General features: G+C 56.6%; 23 protein-coding genes. 12 read left to right on the plus strand and 11 right to left on the minus strand.

Annotated elements, in window-relative coordinates; translation table 11 throughout:
- Positions 1–55: 55 nt before the first annotated feature.
- From mdtI to M8014_RS17780, 6 genes are all read right to left on the minus strand, one after another.
- The gene (mdtI, locus tag M8014_RS17760; RefSeq protein WP_271283711.1) at positions 56–385 is read right to left on the minus strand and encodes a multidrug/spermidine efflux SMR transporter subunit MdtI; all 330 of its coding nucleotides are present in this window, start codon (positions 383–385) and stop codon (positions 56–58) included.
- The gene (mdtJ, locus tag M8014_RS17765) at positions 372–734 is read right to left on the minus strand and encodes a multidrug/spermidine efflux SMR transporter subunit MdtJ (RefSeq protein ID WP_271283712.1); all 363 of its coding nucleotides are present in this window, start codon (positions 732–734) and stop codon (positions 372–374) included. Before mdtJ ends, mdtI begins: the two co-directional genes overlap by 14 nt.
- A gap of 116 nt (positions 735–850) precedes the next feature.
- Positions 851–988, minus strand: a complete 138-nt coding sequence (locus M8014_RS22890) for a protein YdgV (RefSeq protein ID WP_418939618.1) — start codon at positions 986–988, stop codon at positions 851–853.
- A 147-nt stretch (positions 989–1,135) separates the two neighbouring features.
- Entirely contained in the window at positions 1,136–2,086 is a 951-nt protein-coding gene (locus tag M8014_RS17770) for a zinc-dependent alcohol dehydrogenase family protein (RefSeq protein ID WP_271283713.1), read from the minus strand.
- A gap of 26 nt (positions 2,087–2,112) precedes the next feature.
- Positions 2,113–2,676, minus strand: coding sequence for a DNA endonuclease SmrA (smrA, locus tag M8014_RS17775; RefSeq protein WP_271283714.1), 564 nt, complete (start codon positions 2,674–2,676; stop codon positions 2,113–2,115).
- Between the two features lie 349 nt (positions 2,677–3,025).
- A complete protein-coding gene (locus M8014_RS17780; protein ID WP_271283715.1) occupies positions 3,026–3,949 on the minus strand; it encodes a LysR family transcriptional regulator in 924 nt (307 codons plus the stop codon).
- Positions 3,950–4,124: 175 nt separating this feature from the next.
- On the opposite strand from M8014_RS17780, the gene M8014_RS17785 reads away from it, so the two are divergent.
- From M8014_RS17785 to uspE, 6 genes are all read left to right on the plus strand, one after another.
- Positions 4,125–5,435, plus strand: a complete 1,311-nt coding sequence (locus M8014_RS17785) for a M20 family metallo-hydrolase (protein ID WP_271283716.1) — start codon at positions 4,125–4,127, stop codon at positions 5,433–5,435.
- Positions 5,435–6,880, plus strand: coding sequence for a M20 family metallopeptidase (locus tag M8014_RS17790; protein ID WP_271283717.1), 1,446 nt, complete (start codon positions 5,435–5,437; stop codon positions 6,878–6,880). Before M8014_RS17785 ends, M8014_RS17790 begins: the two co-directional genes overlap by 1 nt.
- Before the next feature lie 44 nt (positions 6,881–6,924).
- Positions 6,925–8,451, plus strand: a complete 1,527-nt coding sequence (gene abgT / locus M8014_RS17795; protein WP_271283718.1) for a p-aminobenzoyl-glutamate transporter — start codon at positions 6,925–6,927, stop codon at positions 8,449–8,451.
- 10 nt (positions 8,452–8,461) lie between these two features.
- Positions 8,462–8,977 carry a methylated-DNA--[protein]-cysteine S-methyltransferase gene (ogt, locus tag M8014_RS17800; RefSeq protein WP_271283719.1) on the plus strand — a complete coding sequence of 172 codons (516 nt, stop codon included), beginning with the start codon at positions 8,462–8,464 and terminating at the stop codon, positions 8,975–8,977.
- A 182-nt stretch (positions 8,978–9,159) separates the two neighbouring features.
- On the plus strand, positions 9,160–9,912 hold the full coding sequence (fnr, locus tag M8014_RS17805; protein ID WP_014070017.1) for a fumarate/nitrate reduction transcriptional regulator Fnr: 753 nt from the start codon (positions 9,160–9,162) through the stop codon (positions 9,910–9,912).
- A gap of 138 nt (positions 9,913–10,050) precedes the next feature.
- Positions 10,051–11,001 carry a universal stress protein UspE gene (uspE, locus tag M8014_RS17810; RefSeq protein ID WP_271283720.1) on the plus strand — a complete coding sequence of 317 codons (951 nt, stop codon included), beginning with the start codon at positions 10,051–10,053 and terminating at the stop codon, positions 10,999–11,001.
- A 65-nt stretch (positions 11,002–11,066) separates the two neighbouring features.
- Here uspE and pntB read toward each other — a convergent pair whose 3' ends face one another.
- Together pntB and pntA are read right to left on the minus strand one after the other, a co-directional pair.
- Complete coding sequence (gene pntB, locus M8014_RS17815) at positions 11,067–12,455, minus strand: Re/Si-specific NAD(P)(+) transhydrogenase subunit beta (RefSeq protein WP_271283721.1); 1,389 nt, start codon at positions 12,453–12,455, stop codon at positions 11,067–11,069.
- A gap of 10 nt (positions 12,456–12,465) precedes the next feature.
- Complete coding sequence (pntA, locus tag M8014_RS17820; protein ID WP_271283722.1) at positions 12,466–13,995, minus strand: Re/Si-specific NAD(P)(+) transhydrogenase subunit alpha; 1,530 nt, start codon at positions 13,993–13,995, stop codon at positions 12,466–12,468.
- A gap of 536 nt (positions 13,996–14,531) precedes the next feature.
- On the opposite strand from pntA, the gene ydgH reads away from it, so the two are divergent.
- The 3 genes from ydgH (at position 14,532) to folM (ending at position 17,813) form a co-directional block, all read left to right on the plus strand.
- Complete coding sequence (gene ydgH, locus M8014_RS17825; protein WP_271283723.1) at positions 14,532–15,485, plus strand: DUF1471 family protein YdgH; 954 nt, start codon at positions 14,532–14,534, stop codon at positions 15,483–15,485.
- Between the two features lie 185 nt (positions 15,486–15,670).
- Complete coding sequence (locus M8014_RS17830; RefSeq protein WP_271283724.1) at positions 15,671–17,053, plus strand: amino acid permease; 1,383 nt, start codon at positions 15,671–15,673, stop codon at positions 17,051–17,053.
- Between the two features lie 37 nt (positions 17,054–17,090).
- Complete coding sequence (gene folM, locus M8014_RS17835) at positions 17,091–17,813, plus strand: dihydromonapterin reductase (protein WP_271283725.1); 723 nt, start codon at positions 17,091–17,093, stop codon at positions 17,811–17,813.
- Here the strand turns inward: folM and M8014_RS17840 are convergent.
- Positions 17,810–18,145, minus strand: a complete 336-nt coding sequence (locus M8014_RS17840) for a GlpM family protein (RefSeq protein WP_271283726.1) — start codon at positions 18,143–18,145, stop codon at positions 17,810–17,812. The genes folM and M8014_RS17840 overlap by 4 nt on opposite strands.
- 127 nt (positions 18,146–18,272) lie before the next feature.
- Here M8014_RS17840 and rstA point away from each other — a divergent pair, with 127 nt between their 5' ends.
- The 3 genes from rstA to tus all read left to right on the plus strand — a co-directional run bounded on the left by rstA (position 18,273) and on the right by tus (position 21,311).
- The gene (gene rstA, locus M8014_RS17845; RefSeq protein ID WP_271283727.1) at positions 18,273–18,989 is read left to right on the plus strand and encodes a two-component system response regulator RstA; all 717 of its coding nucleotides are present in this window, start codon (positions 18,273–18,275) and stop codon (positions 18,987–18,989) included.
- A 20-nt stretch (positions 18,990–19,009) separates the two neighbouring features.
- Positions 19,010–20,308 (plus strand): two-component system sensor histidine kinase RstB, encoded by a 1,299-nt coding sequence (rstB, locus tag M8014_RS17850; RefSeq protein ID WP_271283728.1) that lies wholly within the window; start codon positions 19,010–19,012, stop codon positions 20,306–20,308.
- Between the two features lie 73 nt (positions 20,309–20,381).
- Complete coding sequence (gene tus, locus M8014_RS17855) at positions 20,382–21,311, plus strand: DNA replication terminus site-binding protein (RefSeq protein ID WP_271283729.1); 930 nt, start codon at positions 20,382–20,384, stop codon at positions 21,309–21,311.
- Here tus and fumC read toward each other — a convergent pair whose 3' ends face one another.
- Both fumC and fumA read right to left on the minus strand, forming a co-directional pair.
- Complete coding sequence (gene fumC / locus M8014_RS17860) at positions 21,312–22,706, minus strand: class II fumarate hydratase (RefSeq protein ID WP_271283730.1); 1,395 nt, start codon at positions 22,704–22,706, stop codon at positions 21,312–21,314.
- Between the two features lie 140 nt (positions 22,707–22,846).
- On the minus strand, positions 22,847–24,493 hold the full coding sequence (gene fumA, locus M8014_RS17865) for a class I fumarate hydratase FumA (protein ID WP_271283731.1): 1,647 nt from the start codon (positions 24,491–24,493) through the stop codon (positions 22,847–22,849).
- Positions 24,494–24,670: the final 177 nt, after the last annotated feature.

A 24,670-nucleotide genomic window follows, 5' to 3' on the forward strand; every position in this document is an offset into this window, starting at 1 on the left:
GTAAGCGTAATACAGCAAGGGAATTTCGCTGCCCTACTCACAGCCAGCGAGACGATTACGCCAGCTTTATCAGAATCATCCCAATAAGCAGCAGGGACAGGCCGAACCAGCCTTTACGGTTCAAACGTTGACCAAACAGGATCCAGCCTGCAGCAAGCGTGGCGGCAATGCCGAACCCGCCCCACAGGGCATAAGCGACCGAGAGGTCAATGCCCCGCACAGCCTGAGATAAGGCGCTGAACGCCCCCAGCACAGCTGCAATCGACAGCAGGCCATAGGTTTTGCGGCGAAAACCGTCGGAAAATTTCAGCAACACGTTAGCGGCAATCTCAAGCACAATCGCCAACCCCAGCCAGGCGGCGTGGACCCACTCAAACTGTTGCATGAGTGGCCTCCTTATGCTGTTTTTTGCCTTTGCGGGTGCCGGATTTGATCAACACAATCCCCGCCACCAGCGTCGTCAGCCCGGCGATTTTCATTATCGACAGCGGCTCATCGAACAGCACAACGCTAAACAGGGTGATCAGTAAAATACCCACCCCTTCCCATAATGCATACGCCACACCGAGGGCGATTTTTTTAACCGCAAACGACAAAAATATATAGGAAAGGGTAATCATCAACAGCATCAAAATAAAACCGGCGTGACCACCGCTGACGCTGGCCCATTTCATTGACAGGGTGCCGATTATTTCAGCGACGATAGCCAGGGCTAAAAGGATCCAGTAAAACATGATTTTCTCCTGCTTGAGAATATTATCCTTCGCGGCTTGCTGTGAGCAGCAATCCGGGTAAAAAAATAGCGATAATGGTTGGCACGGCGCGGAGCGCCAGCTCAGGCAGAAGGGTTCTAAAGCGCGTTGCGCCAGTGTTGCTCGCCAGTCAGCAGGCAATACGAGGGGAGAAAACAGGAAGTCAATGTTGAAATGCGTTTGTTGAACAGATTGTCCATAATATTACAATTATCTGCGTTGTTGCTTCTCGTCAGTGCAGATTAATATTGTCTCCGGTAGTTAAACACCGCTGATTTTTACCATAAGCCAGGATTTTACTCAAAGCCTTTTCATTTCTTTACCCTGAATATTTGATGTCGGTTAATATATTCGCGCTGACCACGCCAGTTTTAATTAAACCGTTACGCATCGCAAATAACCAGCAGGGGTTTATGGGTGCGCCCCGCCTGCCGGTAGTCAGTCAGGGCCGCTTGCCAGGCCGCAAAGGGCAACTGCGTGGTGTCGCTGTAATGGCTCTCTGCCATCTTCGACCAGATAGCGTCAAACTCTGCCTGCCATGCCTGCGGGCTGAGCGCGTCGAGATAGTTGCGAATATGAAACCAGCGCATCGGGGGGAAATGCGGTTGTAAGCTAAACGGCTGGCCACTGAGCAGGCCGTAGCAGATAAACTCCCCTGTAGCGGGCATCACGCTGAGGATCACCTGTGCCACCTCGCCGCCGGTGGCGTCGTAAACGATATCGCTGTCAGCGGCCGCTGCCCGCACGGCGGCGCTGTCGTGCTGGGCAATGGGGACGATCCCCATCGCCTGCAGCCTGGTGGCATGAACCGGCGAGCGGTGAATGCCGAAGACCTCGCGCGCACCCAGCCGATGCGCCCATTGACCCAGCAGGATCGCGCAGTCCGAACCTGCGGCGGTCAGCAGAACGCGTTTGCCCCGGGGAGGATACAGCTTGAGCATCAGTTGGGCGGCCAGAGGATTGATAAACGCCCGCGCCGCCAGCGGAGACGGGATGGTATCGGGCACCGGGATCGCCAGCGCTGCCGGGCAGTCAACGACCTGCTGCCAGGTGCCTTCCCCGCGCAGGGGCAATACGCGTTTGCCGATCAGATGCGCCGCGTCGTCAGGGGCGGCGATCACCCTGCCTACTCCTTCATACCCGGCAATGGCGGGTAAGGAAATACGGTGGCGGTAGGCCCCGGTGATCGGGATCAGATCCGAGGCATTCACCGGAGCCAGTAGCATTTGCACCCGCAGGTGCCCGGGATTAAGCGGTGCTTTTGCGGCGGTTTCGGCCTTTAACACTGACTCGGGTTCGCCAAACTGGCGGTAGCATAATGCGGTGTTTTCCATGCGCGTTTAGCTCTGTTCCTGTCGATTTAGCGGCTGCGTTTAGCGTGACGCTCCCGGGTCTCGAGCTTCGCGTTTTCGGATTTACGCAAAGCAACGTAGCAGGCACCGCTCCCGCCGTGGTGCGGTTGCGCCACGCAAAAGGCCTGTACCGCGTCGAATTCCGCCAGCCAGCGCGCCAGGTAGCTGCGCACGATATTCGGATGGGCGTTCTCCTCCCGACCTTTACCGTGAATGACGATCAGATTGCGTAAGCCGTCGCGTTCGGCCTGACAAAGAAAGGTATAGAGCTGCTGACGGCACTGTTCAACGGTTAAGCGAAGTAACGTGAGGCTGGCCTGGCGAGGATATTTTCCTGAGCGCAGCTTGACGATAACCCCCTGCTGCACCCCTTCCCGGTGGAACCCCAGCGGCTGGGCCAGCGGAACGATATCCAGGAAACCGGTAGTCAAAAAGTTATCGAGCTGGCTGGTATCTATACGCTGCTGCGGGCGCGTGGTGCGGCCGGGCTGCCACTGTACATCGGCACAGCGCTTGAGGGGCTGAACATCGCCCATCGCATCAAGAAAAAGCGCGTTATCGTCTGGGTTCATGGCATCCTCCTGCTTTACTAACAGGGTACTATACCTGCGCGCAGGCGCTGTCTCAATGGGCCCTCGACAGAGGGATAGCGCCCATTATCCTGATTAACACCGGATAACAGATGTCATTTATTAAATTGATTATTTACCCAAGCTAAAATTTATTTTTATCACTGGTTAACCCTCGTGACTTAGCTAAAATTTTGTGAAGCCTGACGTTTTATTTCCTGTATTTATCGGGAAAAGATGATATAAATAAATGTATCTGCATTATGGAAAGAATAAGCAGGATTTGCATCTGGAGCAATGCTGTGTGTACTGTAGGGTCTGTTGGATGTCGACAGACTCTATTTTTTTGCCTTTACGTTGCGTGGGAAATAACCTGTCTGGCCTGGCGCCTGAACTGGGTGATTAATGATTCGGTCAGCGGCGTCTGGCGCGAGTCCCGGCGCTGGATAAGGTAATACGTTGCTTTTGGTAGCATTTCTTTGACGGGCAGCATCACCAGACGGTGCGCCAGCAGCGGATCGCAGCCCAGCTCCTGCGGCAGGATGCTCAGAAAATCGCTCTGGGCCACCAGGCTAATACAGGACGAAAATGTTTCACAGACAATACCGACCCGAGGTATTTGTTCACGATGGTTAAACAACTCTTCCAGCTGTTTATAATAGCTTCCTCTCGGGGTGGGCATCGTCCAGCTATATTTCAACAAGTCATTGATGGAGGTCGCCCCGCGTGCGGGATGACCTTCCCGACAGAATATAGCAAACGGTTTCTCAAATAATTTTTCAAACGTAAACTCATGGTCATAGGGGCCCTGATAATAGGTGTTGATCGTAAAATCAAGTTCTCCCTGGCGTAATTCGTTAATCATCGAGACCAGCTGCCCTTCCATAATTCGTACCTTGACCTGCGGATGCTGTTGATGGAAGCGGACGATCACCGGGGGCATTAACATCCGGGCCACGCTGGCGCCCATCCCGATATTGATCTGCCCCGCCTGCTGCCCCTGTCGCTGTCGCTGTCGAATATCATCCTGGGCGCTGCGTAACTCTTCCAGAATCAGGCTGGCGTGCTGGTAAAAACTCTCCCCACACTCGGTTAATGCCACGCCTTTGCTCCGGCGCACAAACAACTGGGCTGCCATCCCCTCTTCCAGTTCCTTAATTGATTTCGTTAAGGCTGGCTGCGACAGATTCAACACCCGGCTGGCACCCCGAATGCTTTCCTGCCGCGACACTTCCACGAAGGCGCGAATTTGATGAAATTTTATCTGAAACGTCATGTCAGGACCGATAACCGTTGTTTATCAGAGAAAAGAAACTGTCATCTACTGTAATGGAATTGGTTGTGCCAGGGTAAGTCACGAAAGGTTAAATCTGTGAAAAATCAGTTAGCGATAAGTAAAAACTATCACAACGTGAAGCAGTTCACATATTCTTATGATGACAGGAAACGATATGCATACACTGGCGCACGACCTGCAGGCCATGTTCCCGCAACTCACCGCATGGCGACGTGATTTTCACCACTATGCAGAATCCGGCTGGGTCGAGTTTCGCACCGCCGCAAAAGTGGCCGACGTGTTAGACGAGCTGGGTTATGAACTGGCAATGGGCCGCGACGTTGTCGATGCCGACAGCCGGATGGGCCTGCCCGACGAGGCGACTCTGGCGCAGGCCTTTGCCCGCGCACGTCAGCAGGGTGCATCAGAAAAATGGCTCAGCGCATTTGAAGGCGGCTTTACCGGGATTGTCGCCACCCTCAACACCGGCCGTCCTGGCCCGACCCTCGCGTTCCGGGTCGATATGGACGCGCTGGATCTCGACGAAGCCCGTCATGACGATCATCTCCCGTTCCGGGAAGGGTTTGCCTCCTGCAACAGCGGGATGATGCATGCCTGCGCCCACGACGGCCACACCACTATTGGCCTGGGGCTGGCGCAGCTTCTTATGAAATACCAGTCACAGCTGAACGGCACCATTAAGCTGATTTTCCAGCCAGCTGAAGAAGGCACGCGCGGCGCGCGGGCAATGGTGGCAGCAGGCGCGCTGGACGGCGTGGACTATTTTACCGCCATCCACATTGGCACCGGCGTGCCTGTCGGGACTGTGATCTGCGGTAGCGATAACTTTATGGCGACCACCAAGTTTGACGTGCGCTTCACTGGCGTTGCCGCTCACGCAGGCGGTAAACCCGAAGAGGGCCGCAATGCGCTGCTGGCTGCCGCTCAGGCCGCCCTTGGCCTGCACAGCATCGCCCCACACAGCGAGGGCGCGTCCCGGGTCAACGTCGGGGTAATGCAGGCCGGCAGCGGGCGCAACGTAGTCCCCGCCAGCGCTCTGCTGAAGGTCGAAACACGCGGCGAAAGCGAAGCGATTAACCAGTACGTGTTTGAACGCGCCAGAGCAGTGATCGATGGGGCTGCGGCCATTCACGGCGTCAGTAGCGAGCTGCACCTGATGGGCGCCGCCACCTCCAGCGTACCCTCTCCGGCATGGGTGGCCTACCTGCGCGAACAGGCGGCCCAGGTCGCGGGCGTGGAACACGCCATCGACAACGTTAAAGCCCCTGCCGGTTCGGAGGATGCCACCCTGATGATGGCCCGCGTACAGCAGAACGGCGGCCTCGCCTCGTACATGGTGTTTGGTACCACCCTCAGCGCCGGGCACCACAACGAGAAATTCGACTTCGATGAAAACGTGATGCTGATTGCCATCGAAACGCTGGCGCGAACCGCGCTTAACTTCCCGTGGACCCGAGGTGTGTAATGCAAACTCTTTATCCTTTTATTGCCGATGCAATCGACACCCGAAGCCAGCAGTTCACCGCCATTGCGGATGAGATCTGGGATCATCCGGAAACCCGTTTTGAAGAGTTCTGGTCTGCCGACCGGCTGGCGACCGCGCTTGAAGAGGAAGGTTTTACCCTGACCCGCGAAGCCGGTGGCGTGCCGAACGCCTTTATCGCCAGCTTTGGCAGCGGGAAGCCGGTGATCGCCCTGCTGGGAGAGTACGATGCACTGGCGGGACTGAGTCAAAACGCCGAGTGCGCCACACCGCAGACCGCAACCCCGGGCGCCAACGGCCACGGGTGCGGGCATAACCTGCTCGGCACCGCCGCCCTTGCCGGGGCGGTGGCGGTTAAAAGCTGGCTGGAACAGCACGGCGGCAGCGGGACGGTGCGCTTTTACGGCTGCCCGGGCGAAGAAGGCGGTTCCGGCAAAACCTTTATGGTGCGCGAAGGGTTATTTGACGATGTGGATGCCGCCGTGACCTGGCACCCTGAAGCCTACGCGGGGATGTTTAACGTCAGCACCTTAGCCAATATCCAGGCGTCGTGGCGTTTTCACGGCATTGCGGCGCATGCGGCGAACTCCCCGCATCTGGGGCGCAGCGCGCTGGATGCCGTCACGCTGATGACCACCGGCACCAACTTCCTTAATGAACACATTATTGAGAAAGCCCGCGTCCATTACGCCATCACCGATACCGGCGGGATCTCGCCAAACGTGGTCCAGGCCCAGGCGGAAGTGCTGTATTTGATCCGCGCCCCTGAAATGGCCGACGCGCAGCAGATCTACGCCCGTATAGAGAAAATTGCCCAGGGCGCGGCGCTGATGACCGAAACCCGCGTTGAGCATCGCTTCGACAAAGCCTGCTCCAGCTATCTGCCTAACCGTACGCTGGAGGCCGAGATGTACCGCGCCGTGCAGCATTACGGCACCCCGGACTGGAGCGAAGAAGAACGCGCTTTTGCAGAGGCCATCCGCGCCACGCTGACGGACAACGATCTGCAAAATAGCCTGAAGAATATTGCAGCCACCGGCGGCGACGCGGGTAAACAGTTTGCTCGTCGCCATCAGCAGACCCTGCTGATTGATGAGGTCGCGCCTTACGCTATCACCGATAACATTCTCGCGGGCTCGACCGACGTGGGCGACGTCAGCTGGAAAATGCCGGTGGCGCAGTGCTTCAGTCCGTGCTTTACGGTGGGCACGCCGCTGCATACCTGGCAGCTGGTGGCTCAGGGCCGCACCTCGATTGCGCATAAAGGGATGCTGCTGGCGGGGAAAGTGATGGGCGCCACGGCGCTGGCGCTGCTGCAGGACCCGGCCCTGTTAGCCGCGTGTCGCGAGGAGTTTGAACAACAGCTGAGTGAAAAACCGTACGCGTGTCCAATCCCGGATGGCGTGACACCGTCACCATTAAAATAAAAACATAACACAACAACACTATACAACACTCCCGAGGAACGCCCATGAGTCTGTCGTCCCTGCCTTCGCACTCCCCCTCCGGCAAGCTGTACGGCTGGGTTGAAAGAGTCGGCAACAAAGTGCCGCACCCTTTCCTGCTGTTCGTCTATTTGATTGTGATTCTGGCGATTGCCACCGCCGTGCTGTCGGCATTTGACGTCAGCGCCCGAAATCCGGCGGACGGCAGCATGGTGGCGGTTAAAAACCTGCTCAGCGTGGAAGGTCTGCACTGGTTTTTACCGAATGTGATTAAAAACTTCAGCGGCTTTGCCCCGCTGGGCGCGATCCTGGCGCTGGTGCTCGGGGCCGGTCTGGCCGAGCGCTCCGGCTTGCTGCCCGCGCTGATGGTGAAAATGGCGTCTCACGTCAGCGCGCGTTATGCGAGCTACATGGTGCTGTTTATTGCCTTCTTCAGCCATATCTCCTCGGATGCCGCGCTGGTGATCATGCCGCCGATGGGGGCGTTGATTTTTATCGCCGTCGGACGTCATCCGGTGGCAGGTCTGCTGGCGGCGATTGCTGGGGTCGGCTGCGGCTTTACCGCCAACCTACTGATCGTCACCACCGACGTACTGCTCTCCGGGATCAGCACCGAAGCGGCAAAAACCATTGATGCCGCCATGCACGTCAGCGTGATCGACAACTGGTACTTTATGGCCAGCTCGGTGATTGTCCTGACGATTGTCGGCGGACTGATTACCGATAAGATTGTCGAACCGCGTCTGGGTCAGTGGCAGGGTTCCAGCGACGAGAAACTGGATTCTCTCAGCCCTGAACAGCGTCGGGGACTGCGCGTTGCCGGGGTGGTGTCGCTACTGTTTATCGCGGCCATCGCGCTGCTGGTGGTGCCGGAAAACGGCATCCTGCGCGATCCGGTGCTGCATACCGTCTTGCCCTCGCCGTTTATCAAAGGCATCGTGCCGCTGATCATCCTGTTCTTCTTTATCGTCTCGCTCGCCTTTGGCATTGCCACCGGCAAAATTCGCCGTCAGGGGGATCTGCCGCAGCTGATGATTGAGCCGATGAAGGAGATGGCGGGCTTTATCGTGATGGTGTTTCCGCTGGCCCAGTTTGTCGCCATGTTTAACTGGAGCAACATGGGCAAATTTATGGCGGTAGGGCTAACCGACATTCTGGAAAGCGCCGGGCTTAGCGGCGTGCCCGCCTTCCTGGGGCTGGCGCTGCTCTCCTCGCTGCTGTGCATGTTTATCGCCAGCGGGTCGGCTATCTGGTCGATTCTTGCGCCTATTTTCGTGCCGATGTTTATGCTGCTCGGTTACCATCCGGCCTTTGCCCAGGTGTTGTTCCGCGTCACCGACTCGGCGGTGATCCCGCTGGCGCCGGTGTCGCCTTTTGTTCCGCTGTTTCTCGGCTTCCTGCAGCGCTATAAACCGGAGGCCAAACTGGGTACCTACTATTCGCTGGTGTTGCCGTATCCTCTTATCTTCTTAGGAGTATGGCTGCTGATGTTGATGGCATGGTATCTTGTCGGTCTGCCCATTGGACCTGGGATCTACCCGCGCCTGAACTAAGGATCACCTTATGCTGCGACTGCTCGAAGACAAAATTGCTACCCCTCTCGGCCCCCTGTGGGTGATTGCCGATGAGCAGTTCAATCTGCGGGCGGTTGAGTGGGAAGAGTACAGCGGTCGGATGGTGGAATTGTTGAACATCCACTATCGCGCCGAGGGCTACGAGCGGATCGGTGCCAGCAATCCGGGTGGATTGAGCGACACGCTCACCGCCTGGTTCGAGGGCGAGCTCAGCATTATAGACGCCCTTCCGACGGCCACCGCTGGGACCCCTTTCCAGCGCGAGGTGTGGCAGGCGTTACGCACCATTCCCTGCGGCCAGGTGATGCATTACGGTCAACTGGCCGAACAGCTCGGCCGTCCTGGCGCAGCGCGTGCCGTCGGTGCTGCTAACGGATCTAACCCGGTCAGCATTGTGGTGCCATGCCACCGCGTTATTGGTCGCAACGGCACCATGACCGGCTACGCGGGCGGGGTCCAGCGAAAAGAGTGGCTTCTGCGCCACGAAGGCTATCTGCTGCTGTAGTTCCAGGCTTTTAGTGCTTACCTTTCCTTAAGTTAGCGGCAAAGTCCGCAGTCAATTTGTGGAATTTCAAGAAGATGCTGGCGCTTTCGCGCTTCTTGTCCTTATTGATGGTTTACCAGGCTTACGCAGGGTCAAAAAAGATGTTAAAATTGACCAATATCAATTAAGGCTTGAGCAAACCTATGATCCCGGAAAAGCGAATTATTCGACGCATTCAGTCTGGCGGTTGTGCTATCCATTGCCAGGATTGCAGCATTAGCCAGCTCTGTATTCCGTTTACCCTGAATGAGCATGAACTTGATCAGCTCGATAATATCATCGAGCGCAAGAAGCCGATTCAGAAAGGACAGACGCTGTTTAAAGCGGGTGACGAACTGAAATCGTTGTACGCTATCCGTTCTGGCACCATCAAAAGTTACACCATCACCGAGCAAGGTGATGAGCAGATCACCGGCTTCCATCTGGCGGGCGATCTGGTGGGCTTTGACGCGATCGGCACTGGCCACCACCCGAGCTTTGCTCAGGCGCTGGAAACGTCAATGGTTTGCGAAATCCCGTTTGAAACCCTTGATGACCTGTCAGGCAAAATGCCGAACCTGCGTCAGCAGATGATGCGCCTGATGAGCGGCGAGATTAAAGGCGATCAGGACATGATCCTGCTGCTGTCTAAAAAGAACGCAGAAGAACGTCTGGCCGCGTTTATTTATAACCTGTCACGTCGCTTTGCTGAACGGGGGTTCTCCCCGCGTGAGTTCCGTCTGACCATGACCCGTGGCGATATCGGTAACTATCTCGGTCTGACCGTTGAAACCATCAGCCGTCTGCTGGGTCGTTTCCAGAAAAGCGGTATGCTGGCGGTAAAAGGGAAATACATCACCATCGAAAACGGTGAAGCACTGGCCGTGTTGGCCGGACACTCCCGCAACGTCGCTTAAACACCTCGGTTTTCTTGTTTGTCAGGTCAGTAAATTTTCGCATTTATTGATCTGGCAAAACATCCCCCCTGTTTCATTCAAGATATATAGGTTACTCTTTTAATTACAGACTGTGGTGACAGTAGTAAGGAGACCTGTATGGCAAAGTATCAAAACATGCTGGTGGCCATCGATCCTAATCAGGACGATCAACCGGCGTTACGACGAGCTGTCTATTTACACCAACGGATTGGCGGCAAGATTAAGGCGTTTTTGCCGATCTATGATTTCTCTTACGAAATGACGACCCTTCTGTCGCCAGACGAACGCACCTCGATGCGTCAGGGCGTGATCACCCAGCGTACCGCGTGGATCCGCGAGCAGGCAAAATTCTATCTCGATGCAGGCGTGCCCATTGATATCAAAGTGGTGTGGCACAACCGGCCTTTTGAAGCCATCATCCAGGAAGTGGTGAGCGGTGAACACGATCTGCTGCTGAAGATGGCCCACCAGCACGACAAGCTGGAAGCGGTGATCTTTACCCCAACCGACTGGCATTTGCTGCGCAAATGTCCGTGCCCGGTGTGGATGGTGAAAGACCAGCCGTGGCCTGAAGGCGGTAAAGCGGTGGTGGCGGTTAATCTCGCCAGTGAAGAGAACTACCACAACGCTCTGAACGAAAAGCTGGTCAAAGAGACGATTCATCTTGCCGAGCAGGTCAACCATACCGAAGTCCACCTGGTAGGTGCCTACCCGATTACCCCGATTAATATTGCTATCGAACTGCCAGAATTTGACCCCAGCGTCTATAACGACGCGATCCGCGGCCAGCATTTAATTGCCATGAAAGCGCTGCGGCAGAAATTTTCTATTGATGAGAAGCTGACCCACGTTGAGAAAGGCCTGCCTGAAGAGGTGATCCCGGATTTAGCCGAGCATCTGCAGGCCGGGATTGTGGTGCTGGGGACGATAGGCCGTACCGGGCTTTCGGCGGCATTCCTCGGGAATACCGCCGAACAGGTGATCGACCATCTGCGCTGTGACCTGCTGGTTATCAAACCGGATCAGTATCAGACCCCGATTGAACTGGACGATGACGACGACGATTAATCCTCAGGATGAAAAAAAACCGCCGGAAACGGCGGTTTTTTTATGCCGGATGGCGCTAACGCACCTTACAGCGCTTTGAGAATCGCATCCACGCTGGCTTTGGCATCGCCAAACAGCATATGGGTATTCTCTTTGAAGAACAGCGGGTTTTGTACACCTGCGTAACCGGTGTTCATCGAGCGTTTAAAGACGATAACGTTCTGCGCCTTCCATACTTCCAGAACCGGCATACCGGCGATTGGGCTGTTTGGATCGTCCTGCGCTGCCGGATTGACGGTGTCGTTAGCGCCAATCACCAGCACCGTATCGGTGTCGGTGAAGTCGTCATTGATTTCGTCCATTTCCAGCACGATGTCGTACGGTACTTTAGCTTCCGCCAGCAGTACGTTCATGTGGCCTGGCAGACGTCCGGCAACCGGGTGAATACCAAAGCGAACCTTAATGCCGCGCGCGCGCAGTCGCTCGGTGATTTCGGCCACCGGATACTGAGCCTGCGCCACCGCCATGCCGTAGCCCGGGGTGATGATGACCGTGTGCGAGTTTTTCAGCATATCTGCGGTGTCTTCGGCGTTGATTTCGCGATGCTCACCCACCTCGTCGTCACCGTTGGAAGTCTGTCCATCGGTACCAAAACCACCGGCTATCACGCTGAAGAACGAACGGTTCATCGCTTTACACATGATGTAGGAAAGGATCGCACCTGACGAACCGACCAGCGCACCGGTCACAATCAGCAGATCGTTGCTCAGCATAAAGCCCGCCGCCGCCGCTGCCCAACCGGAGTAGGAGTTCAGCATCGATACCACCACTGGCATGTCTGCCCCACCGATCGACGCCACCAGGTGCCAGCCGAAGGCCAGCGCGATAAGGGTCATCACCAGCAGCACCAGCACCTGCATGCCGACACTCTCAGTACGAACAAACACCACCATCAGCACAAACGAGACCACCAGCGCCGCCAGGTTCAGCTTATGACGGTTCGGCAGCATCAGCGGCTTAGAGGAGATCTTCCCGCGCAGCTTACCGAAAGCAACGATTGAACCGGTGAAGGTCACCGCACCGATAAAGATGCCGAGGAACACTTCCGTCAGATGGATATTGACCAGAATCGGCTCCATCCCCGCTTCGTGATACAGGTAGCTATTAAAGCCAACCAGTACCGCCGCCAGGCCGACAAAGCTGTGCAGAATCGCCACCAGCTCCGGCATTTCGGTCATCTCGACACGCTTCGCCAGGCGAATACCAATTGCGCCGCCGATGATCATCGCCACCAGGATCCACGCAACGTTGCCGGTATCCGGCCCGAAAATCGTGGCCATCAGCGCAATCGCCATCCCGGCGATACCAAAGTTGTTACCCTGCTGCGACGTTTCGTGCTTTGAAAGGCCCGCCAGGCTGAAAATAAACAGGATCGCGGCAACAATGTATGCAGCTGTAACTAATCCTCCAGACATAAGTTACCCCTTATCCCTTACGAAACATTTTCAGCATACGCTGAGTCACGGTGAAGCCACCGAAGATATTGATACTGGCAATAAGTACCGCGATAAAGCTGAGGAAGCTGACCCAGCCGCCGTGACCAATCTGCAGCAACGCCCCGACCACGATGATCCCGGAGATGGCGTTGGTGACCGACATCAGCGGGGTGTGCAGCGCATGGGAGACGTTCCACACCACGTAGTAACCCACCACGCAGGAGAGCGCGAACACGGTGAAGTGACCGAGGAACTCTTTCGGTGCGACGTCAGCCAGCCAGCCGAACAGAATGATAGCGAGGGCCATAAACGCAAATTTGCGCCACGGCGACGCCGGTTTTGCCGGCTCTTTGGCGATCGGTGCCGCTTTAGCGGCCGCCTGCGGCTGCGCAGAAACCTGAATCGGCGGCGCAGGCCAGGTGATTTCACCGTCACGCACAACCGTTACGCCGCGCACGACCACGTCGTCAAAATCAACGTTAACGTTGCCGTCTTTCTCTTTGCAGAGCAGCTTCAGCAGATTGACGAGGTTGGTGCCGTAGAGCTGGGACGACTGGGTAGGCAGACGGCCTGGCAGGTCAGTATAACCGATCACTTTTACGCCGTTGGCCGTGGTGGTGACCACGCCCGGAACGGTGTATTCGCAGTTGCCGCCGTTTTGCGAGGCCAGGTCGACGATCACGCTGCCAGCCTTCATTGAATCGACCATTTCACGGGTAATCAGCTTCGGTGCCGGTTTACCTGGGATCAGCGCCGTGGTGACAATAATGTCCACCTCTTTCGCCTGGGCGGCGAACAGCGCCATTTCGGCTTTGATAAACGCCTCAGACATCACTTTCGCGTAGCCGTCGCCGCTGCCAGCCTCTTCTTTGAAATCCAGCTCGAGGAACTCGGCGCCCATACTCTGCACCTGTTCTTTTACTTCCGGGCGGGTGTCAAAGGCACGGACGATAGCGCCCAGGCTGTTTGCCGCCCCGATGGCCGCAAGACCGGCAACGCCAGCGCCGATGACCATCACCTTGGCCGGTGGCACTTTGCCCGCAGCGGTGATCTGCCCGGTAAAGAAGCGGCCAAACTCGTGGGCGGCTTCAACGATGGCACGGTAGCCTGCGATGTTGGCCATCGAGCTCAGGGCATCGAGCGACTGCGCGCGCGAAATACGCGGCACGGAATCCATTGCCATCACGGTGACGCCACGCGCCGCCAGCTTCTCCATCAGCGCCGGGTTTTGCGCCGGCCAGATAAAGCTCACCAGCGTGGTGCCCGGATTCAGCAGTGAAATTTCGCTCTCTTCCGGTGCGTTCACCTTCAGAATAATGTCCGAATGCCAGACGTTATCGCCGTCTACAATTTCGGCGCCAGCCTGAATAAACGCTTCGTCATCGAAGCTTGCCAGCTTGCCCGCGCCGCTTTCAACCGCGACGGTAAAACCCAGTTTCAGCAGTTGCTCCACCGTTTTCGGTGTTGCCGCTACGCGGGTTTCATTGGCAAACCGTTCTCTTGGTACCCCAATACGCATAGTAATCCCTTCCATCGGTTTTTGATGATGGTTTGTCGAACATTCATTACGGTTATACGACAACGGTCAGAAGTGTTAACCCGTGACTAACGCATATCCGCAGAAAATAAAACAGTAACAAACTTTCTATAACCTACTGAAAATGACGCTTGTGATCCACCGCAAGAAAACACTATTTCTGCATTTATCTGTCAAAAATAAGCGATCGGCGTCTCTGACAGGCATATTTCCCTTTATTTCACCGCCAGAGCCGATATTTAGCTTAGACGAAGCGGCAAAAACACGATATAGCGCCAGCGCAGAACAACTTATTAACATTAAATTAACTTGTGAAAGTCATATGCTTTATTAGTTTTTCTGGTCAAACGCGTGTTTTTTCAACATATCACTAAATGTTATACAAATTGGCTGCTTACTCCGCATATGCAGCAAAAAATGCCGCAGACAGCAGCGGGTGTTAAATGCCATAATCGGCCACGTTTTAAAACTAACAACTCCACCAGTACCTGGTTTGCGTAAGGCGAAGGATTATTTTTATGAAGCTTAAGAACACTCTCCTGGCGTCCGCACTCCTTGCTGCGACCGCCCTGTCCGCCAGTGCAGCGACAGAGTTAACGCCGGAGCAAGCGTCAGCGTTGAAACCCTACGATCGTGTCGCCATCGTTGGCCGTTTTAACGCCATTGGCGACGCGGTTGATGCCGCATCAAAACGCGCCGATAAAGAAGGTGCTGCCTCATTTTACGTTGTCGACTCAGCTGATTATGGCAACAGCGGCAACCAGCGTGTGATCGTGGCACTGTATAAAGACAATGCCGAGAAAGCCGACGTGCAGAAAAACCGCGTCATTAATGGCGTGATGGAGCTGCCAAAAGACCAGGCCGTTCTGCTTGAGCCGTACGACACCGTCACCATTCAGGGTTTTTACCGCAGCCAGCCGGAAGTGAACGACGCTATCACTAAAGCCGCGAAGGCCAAAGATGCGGACTCCTTCTACATCGTTCGTCAGATCGATGCCAACCAGGGCGGCAACCAGCGTATTACCGCGTACCTGTATAAAGCAGACGCCAAAAAACGCGTGGTGCAGAGCCCGGATGTGATCCCTGCCGACTCCGATGCGGGCCGTGCGGCGATCGCCAAAGGCGGCGAAGAAGCGAAGAAAGTTGAAATCCCAGGCGTAGCCACCAGCGCGGCGCCAGGCGCCTCCGCTGCTGGCGTGGGCCGCTTCTTCGAAACTCAAACCACCAAAGGCGGTCGTTACAGCGTAACGCTGGCCGATGGCACCAAAATTGAAGAGCTGAATAACGCCACGGCTGCGCAGATGGTGCCGTTTGACAGCATCAAGTTTACCGGCAACTACGCCAACATGACCGAAGTCTCCCACCAGGTGGCGAAGCGTGCAGCGAAGAAAGGGGCCAAGTATTACCACATCACCCGCCAGTGGCAGGAACGTGGCAATAACATGACCATCAGTGCCGATCTGTACAAATAAGTAAACTGTTTCACAAGGGCGGCGCAATGCCGCCTTTTTTTTGATTTTTCCCGCTAATTCAGCCCTTCCTCATTGCATGCCTTCATCACACTCCGTAAAATCCCGCGCCTTAGTGTTATTCACCATTTTTATGCGCTTCGGCGAAATAATTATGCTGGATCTGATTCTTTCTTAACAGGAAGCCAATGGAAAAGAAACTTGGCCTGAGCGCTTTAACTGCGCTGGTTTTAAGCTCGATGCTCGGTGCGGGGGTATTCAGTCTGCCGCAGAATATGGCCGCCATTGCCAGCCCCTCAGCGCTGCTGATTGGCTGGGCGATTACCGGCGTGGGGATTCTGCTGCTGGCCTTCGCCATGCTGCTGCTGACACGTATTCGCCCTGACCTCGACGGCGGGATTTTCACCTACGCCCGCGAAGGCTTTGGCGAACTGATTGGCTTCTGTTCCGCATGGGGTTACTGGCTGTGCGCGGTCATTGCCAACGTCTCTTATCTGGTGATTGTCTTCTCTGCCCTGAGTTTCTTTACCGATACGCCGGAACTGCGCCTGTTTGGCGATGGCAACACCTGGCAATCGATCGTCGGATCGTCCTTTTTGCTATGGTTTGTTCACGCCCTTGTGCTGCGCGGTGTGCAGACCGCTGCGGGGATCAACCTGGTCGCCACGCTGGCGAAGCTGGTCCCGCTGGGGCTGTTTATCGTGCTGGCATTTATCGCCTTTCGTCTTGATGTGTTTAGCCTGGATTTCTCCGGCGTGGCGCTGGGCGTCCCAGTCTGGGAGCAGGTCAAAAACACGATGCTGATCACCCTGTGGGTGTTTATCGGGGTTGAAGGCGCTGTGGTGGTGTCGGCCCGCGCGCGTAATAAACACGACGTGGGACGCGCCACGCTGCTGGCGGTCCTGGCGGCGCTGGGCGTCTATCTGCTGGTCACCCTGCTGTCGCTGGGCGTGGTGGCACGTCCTGAGCTTGCCGAGATGCGTAACCCGTCGATGGCGGGCCTGATGGTCAAAATGATGGGGTCCTGGGGTGAGGTGGTGATCGCCGCCGGGCTGATCGTGTCCGTCTGCGGGGCCTACCTGAGCTGGACGATTATGGCGGCGGAAGTGCCGTTCCTCGCCGCGACGCACAAAGCGTTCCCGCGACTGTTTGCCCGGCAGAACAAGAACAACGCGCCGTCAGCGTCGCTGTGGTTAACCAACATCAGTGTGCAGATTTGTCTGGTGCTGATCTGGCTCACAGGTTCAGACTATAACACCTTGTTAACCATCGCCTCTGAGATGATTCTGGTACCCTATTTCCTGGTGGGCGCTTATTTGTTAAAAATTGCCACCCGCCCGATGCACACTGTGGTAGGAATGGGAGCGTGTATTTACGGATTATGGCTGCTGTATGCTTCCGGGCCGCTGCATCTGCTGCTGTCGGTCGTGCTTTATGCTCCGGGGTTGCTGGTGTTTATGTACGCCCGCCACACCCACCAGCTGCAGCATGCGCTGAAGCGCCGTGAAATGGCGCTGATTGGATTGTTACTGGTTGCCGCATTACCGGCAACGTGGATGTTGATGGGATAAGCACGCTGTCCCGTCGCGAACGGATAAGGAGTACACGATGGGACACAAACAACCGCTGCCAATTCTGATTACCGGCGGAGGCCGTCGAATCGGCCTCGCCCTCGCGCATCACTTTCTGAATCTTCATCAGCCCGTGATCGTCAGCTATCGCACGGAATACCCGGCAATTGCTACTCTGCGTGACGCGGGGGCAGTCTGTATTCAGGCCGATTTCTCTACTGACGACGGGATCCTGGCGTTTGCCGGGCAGGTTAAAAACGAAACCCCGGGCCTGCGCGCCATTATTCATAACGCCAGCGCGTGGATGCCCGAAAAAGCGGACACCTCGCTCAGCGACACATTGGCCGGCATGCTGCAGATCCACGTTCATGCACCCTACTTACTCAACCATGCCCTGGCGGAGTTGCTGTGCGGCCACGGCCATGCGGCCGGCGACATTATCCATTTCACCGACTATGTTGTTGAGCGCGGCAGCGACAAGCATATTGCCTATGCCGCCAGCAAAGCGGCGCTGGATAATATGACTCGCTCGTTTGCCCGCAAGCTGGCACCGGAGGTCAAGGTGAACGCCATCGCCCCGTCGTTAATTCTGTTTAACGAGCATGACGATGCCGACTATCGCCAGCAGGCACTGAATAAATCGCTGATGAAAATCGCGCCTGGCGAAAAAGAGGTGATTGATTTGATCGACTATATTTTCAGCAGCTGCTATGTCACCGGACGGTCGTTTGGCGTCGACGGCGGACGGCCGTTGCGTTAGTGAAAACGGCTCCAGCAGAAAATTAACCCCCAGGCGCTGAGGCTCCAGCACACCACCGCCCCGCCCAGCGCCAGGGGCAGACGCATAAATCCTGTGAAGTACCACAGCGAAAGCAGATAGAGAAAGTACGGAATGATTGACCACATGCCGAACACGATGGTGGTGCGCAGCGCCTCGATTCCGCGCTCTGAGGCGACAATATAGTGGGCGATCAGCGCGAAAGTCGGGAACAGTGGAATGAGTCCGGCAATATAGTAATTTTTGGTTTTGGCGAGAACGCCGATCAATACCACCACCAGCGCGCCGATTGCCGCTTTTATCAACAACCCCATTCCTTTTCCCTTTCAAAAACACCCACAATGTTCGGCAGCATAACGGAACCGCAACAATTTGCGAATGATTAATGGAACGTTAAGGTTGCGCGGTGTATGTTGGCCTTTTTCGCAGATCAGACGGCGTATGAACAAGATCGTATATGTTGAAGATGAACCCGAAGTCGGCCAGCTGATTGCTGCGTATCTGGGTAAGCATGATATGGATGTCATCGTCGAACCGCGCGGTGACCGCGCGGAAGACGTGGTGGCGCGGGAGAAACCCGACCTGGTGCTGCTGGATATCATGCTGCCCGGCAAAGACGGCATGACGCTATGCCGGGATCTGCGCGCCCACTGGAACGGGCCAATTGTGCTGCTGACCTCCCTCGACAGCGACATGAACCATATTCTGTCACTGGAGATGGGCGCCAACGATTATATCCTGAAGACCACCCCACCTGCGGTCCTGCTGGCGCGCCTGCGCCTGCATCTGCGCCAGCACGTGGCGGCCACCGGCGACAACCCGGTCCCGACATTAACCCCGCATAAAGCGCTGCGCTTTGGCACCTTGTCTATCGACCCGGTGAATCGCCAGGTCCTGCTCTCCGGGGAGCAGGTGGCGCTCTCGACCGCCGATTTCGACTTGCTGTGGGAGCTGGCAACGCACGCCGGGCAGATCATGGACCGCGATGCGCTGCTAAAAAACCTGCGCGGCGTCAGCTATGACGGGATGGATCGCAGCGTGGATGTGGCAATATCGCGCCTGCGTAAGAAGCTGCTGGACAGCGCGACCGAACCCTTTCGCATTAAAACCGTGCGTAACAAAGGCTACCTCTTCGCCCCGCACGCCTGGGACATCTGAATCTTTAGCCGGGTACCGTCATGAAAAAGCTGTTTGTGCAGTTTTACCTGCTGCTGTTTGTCTGCTTCCTGGTGATGACCATGCTGGTCGGGCTGGTCTATAAATTCACTGCCGAGCGCGCGGGCCGCCAGTCGCTGGATGATTTGATGAAGAGTTCCCTCTATCTGATGCGCAGCGAACTGCGGGAGATCCCACCCCACGACTGGGCGCGCACGTTAAAAGAGCTGGACCTGAACCTGTCGTTTGAGTTGCGCATCGAGCCGCTGAAGAAATACGTCCTGGATCCGTCCACGATGCAGCGTCTTCGCGGCGGCGACATTGTGGCGCTTGACGAACAGTACACCTTTATCCAGCGCATCCCGCGCAGTAACTATGTGCTGGCGGTGGGCCCGGTACCTTATCTCTATTTCCTGCATCAGATGCGCCTGCTGGATATCGCCCTGTTGGCCTTTATCGCCATCTCGCTGGCCTTCCCGGTGTTTATCTGGATGCGCCCCCACTGGCAGGACATTCTCCGTCTCGAGGCCGCCGCCCAACGCTTTGGTGACGGGCATCTGACAGAGCGGATTCATTTTGACAGCGCCTCCAGCTTTGAGCGTCTCGGCGTGGCCTTTAACCAGATGGCCGATAATATCAACGCTCTGATTGCCAGTAAGAAACAGCTGATTGACGGTATCGCCCATGAGCTGCGCACCCCGCTGGTGCGGCTACGCTACCGGCTGGAGATGAGCGAAAACCTGACGCCTGCTGAGTCGCAGGCGCTCAACCGCGATATCAGCCAGCTCGAAGCGCTGATCGAGGAGCTGCTGACCTACGCCCGTCTCGACCGCCCGCAGAATGAGTTAAAGCTCAGCACCCAGGATCTTCCCGCCTGGCTACACAGCTATGTGGAGGACGTGCAGAGCGTCAACCCGCAGCGCACGCTTCAGGTCAACTGCACGAGTGGTGACTACGGTGCGCTGGATATGCGCCTGATGGAGCGCGCGGTGGATAATCTGGTCAATAACGCCCTGCGCTACAGCGACCACCAGCTGCGCATTTCCCTGCACCTGAACGGCAATCGCGCCAGCCTGTGGGTGGAAGATGATGGCCCCGGCATTGCTCCCGATGCCCGCCAGCGCGTGTTTGAACCCTTTGTGCGTCTCGACCCGAGCCGCGACCGCTCGACCGGCGGCTGCGGCCTGGGACTGGCTATTGTCCACTCTATCGCTCAGGCGTTGGGCGGTGACGTCAGCTGCGAAGAGAGCGACCTCGGCGGAGCACGGTTCTGCTTTAACTGGCCCGTCTGGCATCAGCACCCTTCATTCACCTCTGCCTGACCCCACGCGCACGCTGGCCTGACCGGGCGTGCTATGCTATCTTTTCAGTATGTTGTAACTAAGGTAGTGTGCGATGGCAACTTATGATCTGATTGAACGTTTAAATAGCACCTTTCGCCAGATGGAGCACGAGCTGGCGCAATTGACCGCCGACCTGCAAACCTGTCGACTGCTGGCGGGGCGCGTCTTCTCACTCCCGGATGTGGTGAAAGGTGCCGAGCACGATCCGCTCAACACCATTGCCGTTAAGCAGCACCTGGGGCAAGAAGCGCTGGGGATGGCGCTGCAGCACTATCGCCATCTGTTTATCCACCAGCAGTCTGAAACCCGCAGCAGCAAGGCCGCCGTGCGCCTGCCGGGGGTGATTTGCCTGCAGAGCGACGCCGCTCATCGGGAACAGCTCTCGGCACAAATCGCGAGCATAAACGCGCTGAAAGCCGACTTTGAAAAAATCGTCACCGAGGAGTCAGGCTTGCCGTCCGCGGCGCGTTTTGAGTGGGTGCATCATCAACTGCCGGGGCTTATCACCCTCAATGCCTACCGCACGCTGACCGTCATTCACCATCCAGCCACCCTGCGCTTCGGCTGGGCCAATAAGCACATTATTAAGAACCTCACCCGCGAAGACGTCCTGCAAATGCTGGAAAAAAGCCTGAAAGCGCCGCGCGCGGTGGCGCCCTGGTCGCGGGATCAGTGGGTGGAACGGCTTGAGGCCGAATATAGCGCTATTCACGCCCTGCCTGCTGACGCGCGGCTGAAGATTAAACGTCCGGTGAAGGTGCAGCCCATTGCCCGGGTCTGGTATGCCGGGCAACAAAAACAGGTTCAGTACGCCTGCCCCACGCCGCTGATTGCGCTGTATGACACCGACCAGGGCGCGGTGCTGCCGGATATTGGGGAACTGCTGAACTACGATGCTGAGAATGTCCAGCACCGTTTTAAACCGCAGGCGCAGCCGCTCAGGCCCATCATTGAGCGGCTGCACCTGTACGTGGCGGAGTGACTATTTTTGGCTGCCGACCATCTGCTCCGGGCGCACCCAGCTGTCGAATTCGGCCTCAGAGAGATAGTCCAGAGCCAGGGCGGCGGCTTTTAGCGTCAGCCCCTCTTTATGCGCCTTTTTGGCAATTTCTGCCGCCTTGTCGTAGCCGATATGGGTATTGAGCGCAGTCACCAGCATTAAGGATTCGTTTAACAGTTGGCTGATGCGCTCGCGTTCAGGCTCAATGCCGATCGCGCAGTGCGCGTTAAAACTCTCCATCCCGTCGGCGAGCAGGCGCACCGATTGCAGGAAATTATGGATGACCATCGGACGGTAGACGTTGAGCTCGAAGTTGCCTGACGCGCCGCCCATGTTCACCGCCACGTCGTTGCCCATCACCTGACAGCACAGCATGGTCATGGCTTCGCACTGGGTCGGATTCACCTTACCTGGCATTATCGAGCTGCCCGGCTCGTTTTCCGGGATGCTGATTTCACCGATGCCGCAGCGCGGTCCGGAGGCCAGCCAGCGCACATCGTTAGCAATTTTCATCAACGACGCCCCCAGCCCTTTCAGCGCACCGTGGGCATGCACCAGCGCATCGCAGGTGGCCAGTGCTTCAAACTTGTTGGGCGCGGTCACGAACGGCTGTTGGGTGATGGTCGCCAGCTCCTGAGCCACGCGCACCGCGTACTCGGGATGGGTGTTCAGCCCGGTGCCGACCGCGGTACCGCCCAGCGCCAGCTCCGCCAGATGCGGCAGGCTGTGGTCGATGTGGCGCAGGTTATGTTCAAGCATCGCCACCCAGCCAGAAATCTCCTGACCCAGCGTCAGCGGCGTAGCGTCCTGCAGATGGGTACGGCCAATTTTGACGATATCGGCAAAGGCATGGGCCTTCTGGTCGAGGGTCTGTTTCAGCACATTCAATTGGGGGATCAACTGCTCGCGCAGGGCAATCAGCGCCGCCACGTGCATCGCCGTCGGGAAGACGTCATTGGAGCTTTGGCTTTTGTTGACGTCATCGTTGGGGTGGATTTTGCGTTCCATGCCGCGCACTCCGCCGAGCAGTTCGCTGCCCCGGTTTGCCAGCACTTCGTTCATGTTCATGTTGCTCTGCGTACCGGAGCCGGTTTGCCAGATGGCGAGGGGAAATTCATCAGGGTGTTTTCCCGCCAGCACTTCATCAGCGGCGGTAATAATTGCGGTGGCTTTCTCCGCCGCCAGCAGGCCCAGATCCTGGTTCACTTTGGCGGCCGCGCGTTTGGTCAGCGCCAGCGCCTGGATAAGCGAGACAGGCATTTTTTCAGTGGAGATACGGAAGTGTTCCAGCGAACGCTGGGTTTGCGCGCCCCAAAGTTTGTCCTGCGGGACGTCGATGGCACCCATCGAGTCTTTCTCACTGCGTGAGGTGGTCATTACTTTCTCCTTGATAACAACGAAGTGGGTTGCTCACAGCTCAAAGAAATAAGTATTGATGAGAACGGGAAAACGGTATGGCGCTTTGTGCGCTCTTTTTTTACCGGGCGGCATTCGCACCGCCCGGCATAACTACAGACTTACTTTACACAGGCAGAACACTGGGAGGACTGGATCTGCTTGAAGAAGTCATTGCCTTTGTCATCCACCAGAATAAACGCCGGGAAGTCTTCAACTTCGATTTTCCAGATAGCTTCCATCCCCAGCTCCGGGTATTCCACGCACTCCAGGCTTTTGATACTGCCCTGCGCCAGCACTGCTGCCGGGCCGCCGATGCTGCCCAGATAGAAGCCGCCATGTTTGTGGCAGGCGTCGGTCACCTGTTGGCTGCGGTTGCCCTTCGCCAGCATGATCATGCTGCCGCCGTTGGCCTGCAGCTGATCGACATAGGAGTCCATACGGCCTGCAGTGGTTGGGCCTAACGAGCCGGACGCATAGCCATCCGGTGTTTTTGCCGGGCCTGCGTAGTAGATCGGGTGATCTTTAATGTACTGCGGCAGCCCTTCGCCGTTATCCAGACGCTCCTGCAACTTAGCGTGCGCGATATCGCGACCGACAATAATGGTGCCGTTCAGCGACAGACGGGTGGAAACCGGATAGGCAGACAGTTGCGCGAGGATCTCGCTCATTGGACGGTTCAGGTTAACGTGGACCGCTTCCCCCTCGCCCGCCTTACGCAGCGCTTCCGGGATGTATTTGCCTGGGTTGTTTTCCAGCTTTTCGATCCAGACGCCGTCGCGGTTGATTTTGGCCTTGATGTTGCGGTCTGCCGAGCAGGAGACGCCCATCCCCACCGGGCAGGAGGCACCGTGACGCGGCAGGCGGATCACGCGGATGTCGTGGGCAAAATATTTGCCGCCAAACTGTGCGCCCAGACCGAGGTTCTGCGCTTCGACCAGCAGTTCCTGCTCGAGCTGAACGTCACGGAACGCCTGACCGTGTTCATTCCCTTCGGTCGGGAGGTCATCGTAGTATTTGGTGGAGGCCAGCTTGACGGTTTTCAGGGTGCTTTCTGCCGAAGTCCCCCCGATGACAAACGCGATGTGGTACGGCGGGCAGGCTGCGGTGCCGAGGGTGCGCATCTTCTCGACCAGGTAGTTTTTCAGCTTGCCCGGCGAGAGCAGCGCTTTGGTTTCCTGATAGAGATAGGTTTTATTGGCGGAACCGCCGCCCTTGGCGATGCACAGGAATTTGTATTCGTCGCCATCGACGCTGTACAGGTCAATCTGCGCCGGCAGGTTGGTGCCGGTGTTGACCTCTTTGTACATATCCAGCGCCGCATTTTGCGAGTAGCGCAGGTTATCTTCGATATAGGTGTTGTACACGCCGTGGGCCAGGGCCGCTTCATCACCGCCGCCGGTCCAGACGCGCTGGCCTTTTTTACCGGTAATGATGGCGGTGCCGGTGTCCTGACAGGTCGGCAGAATGCCTTTAGCGGCGATATCGGAGTTACGCAGGAACTGCAGCGCGACGTATTTGTCGTTTTCGCTGGCCTGCGGATCGCTGAGGATATCGGCCACCTGCTGCTGATGCGCCGGGCGCAGCATAAAGGAGGCATCGTGGAAAGCGTGCTGCGCCAGCAGCGTCAGCGCCTGCGGATCGACTTTGAGGATCTCTTGTCCCTCAAATTCAGAGACGGAAACGTGGTCGCGGGTTAACAGGTAATATTCGGTCTGATCCTTTGCCAGCGGGAAAGGATCCTGGTAATGGAAGGGTTTGTTCGACATTGATCTCTCACTTACGACATTGCTGATTATGGTTCAGGCAGATCTTCCGTTGCCCTGCTTAAAAGCGAGTTGGCCTATCCTACACAATTTTTTAACAAAAACTGAGACTAGTACGACTTTTTCCGCGCAGAGGTTACTTCCGCCCGGTTTATTGCTTTAATACGGGCAGTTAATTCC

Origin of the sequence: Silvania hatchlandensis, from assembly GCF_025564065.1 — a bacterium.
GTDB lineage: Bacteria > Pseudomonadota > Gammaproteobacteria > Enterobacterales > Enterobacteriaceae > Enterobacter > Enterobacter hatchlandensis.

What these genes read in the sequence shown, in the direction of transcription:
- mdtI (WP_271283711.1), bottom strand. Translation starts at nt 385, where the DNA reads ATGCAACAGTTTGAGTGGGTCCACGCCGCCTGGCTGGGGTTGGCGATT.
- mdtJ (WP_271283712.1), bottom strand. Translation starts at nt 734, where the DNA reads ATGTTTTACTGGATCCTTTTAGCCCTGGCTATCGTCGCTGAAATAATC.
- M8014_RS17770 (WP_271283713.1), bottom strand. Translation starts at nt 2,086, where the DNA reads ATGGAAAACACCGCATTATGCTACCGCCAGTTTGGCGAACCCGAGTCA.
- smrA (WP_271283714.1), bottom strand. Translation starts at nt 2,676, where the DNA reads ATGAACCCAGACGATAACGCGCTTTTTCTTGATGCGATGGGCGATGTT.
- M8014_RS17780 (WP_271283715.1), bottom strand. Translation starts at nt 3,949, where the DNA reads ATGACGTTTCAGATAAAATTTCATCAAATTCGCGCCTTCGTGGAAGTG.
- M8014_RS17785 (WP_271283716.1), top strand. Translation starts at nt 4,125, where the DNA reads ATGCATACACTGGCGCACGACCTGCAGGCCATGTTCCCGCAACTCACC.
- M8014_RS17790 (WP_271283717.1), top strand. Translation starts at nt 5,435, where the DNA reads ATGCAAACTCTTTATCCTTTTATTGCCGATGCAATCGACACCCGAAGC.
- abgT (WP_271283718.1), top strand. Translation starts at nt 6,925, where the DNA reads ATGAGTCTGTCGTCCCTGCCTTCGCACTCCCCCTCCGGCAAGCTGTAC.
- ogt (WP_271283719.1), top strand. Translation starts at nt 8,462, where the DNA reads ATGCTGCGACTGCTCGAAGACAAAATTGCTACCCCTCTCGGCCCCCTG.
- fnr (WP_014070017.1), top strand. Translation starts at nt 9,160, where the DNA reads ATGATCCCGGAAAAGCGAATTATTCGACGCATTCAGTCTGGCGGTTGT.
- uspE (WP_271283720.1), top strand. Translation starts at nt 10,051, where the DNA reads ATGGCAAAGTATCAAAACATGCTGGTGGCCATCGATCCTAATCAGGAC.
- pntB (WP_271283721.1), bottom strand. Translation starts at nt 12,455, where the DNA reads ATGTCTGGAGGATTAGTTACAGCTGCATACATTGTTGCCGCGATCCTG.
- pntA (WP_271283722.1), bottom strand. Translation starts at nt 13,995, where the DNA reads ATGCGTATTGGGGTACCAAGAGAACGGTTTGCCAATGAAACCCGCGTA.
- ydgH (WP_271283723.1), top strand. Translation starts at nt 14,532, where the DNA reads ATGAAGCTTAAGAACACTCTCCTGGCGTCCGCACTCCTTGCTGCGACC.
- M8014_RS17830 (WP_271283724.1), top strand. Translation starts at nt 15,671, where the DNA reads ATGGAAAAGAAACTTGGCCTGAGCGCTTTAACTGCGCTGGTTTTAAGC.
- folM (WP_271283725.1), top strand. Translation starts at nt 17,091, where the DNA reads ATGGGACACAAACAACCGCTGCCAATTCTGATTACCGGCGGAGGCCGT.
- M8014_RS17840 (WP_271283726.1), bottom strand. Translation starts at nt 18,145, where the DNA reads ATGGGGTTGTTGATAAAAGCGGCAATCGGCGCGCTGGTGGTGGTATTG.
- rstA (WP_271283727.1), top strand. Translation starts at nt 18,273, where the DNA reads ATGAACAAGATCGTATATGTTGAAGATGAACCCGAAGTCGGCCAGCTG.
- rstB (WP_271283728.1), top strand. Translation starts at nt 19,010, where the DNA reads ATGAAAAAGCTGTTTGTGCAGTTTTACCTGCTGCTGTTTGTCTGCTTC.
- tus (WP_271283729.1), top strand. Translation starts at nt 20,382, where the DNA reads ATGGCAACTTATGATCTGATTGAACGTTTAAATAGCACCTTTCGCCAG.
- fumC (WP_271283730.1), bottom strand. Translation starts at nt 22,706, where the DNA reads ATGACCACCTCACGCAGTGAGAAAGACTCGATGGGTGCCATCGACGTC.
- fumA (WP_271283731.1), bottom strand. Translation starts at nt 24,493, where the DNA reads ATGTCGAACAAACCCTTCCATTACCAGGATCCTTTCCCGCTGGCAAAG.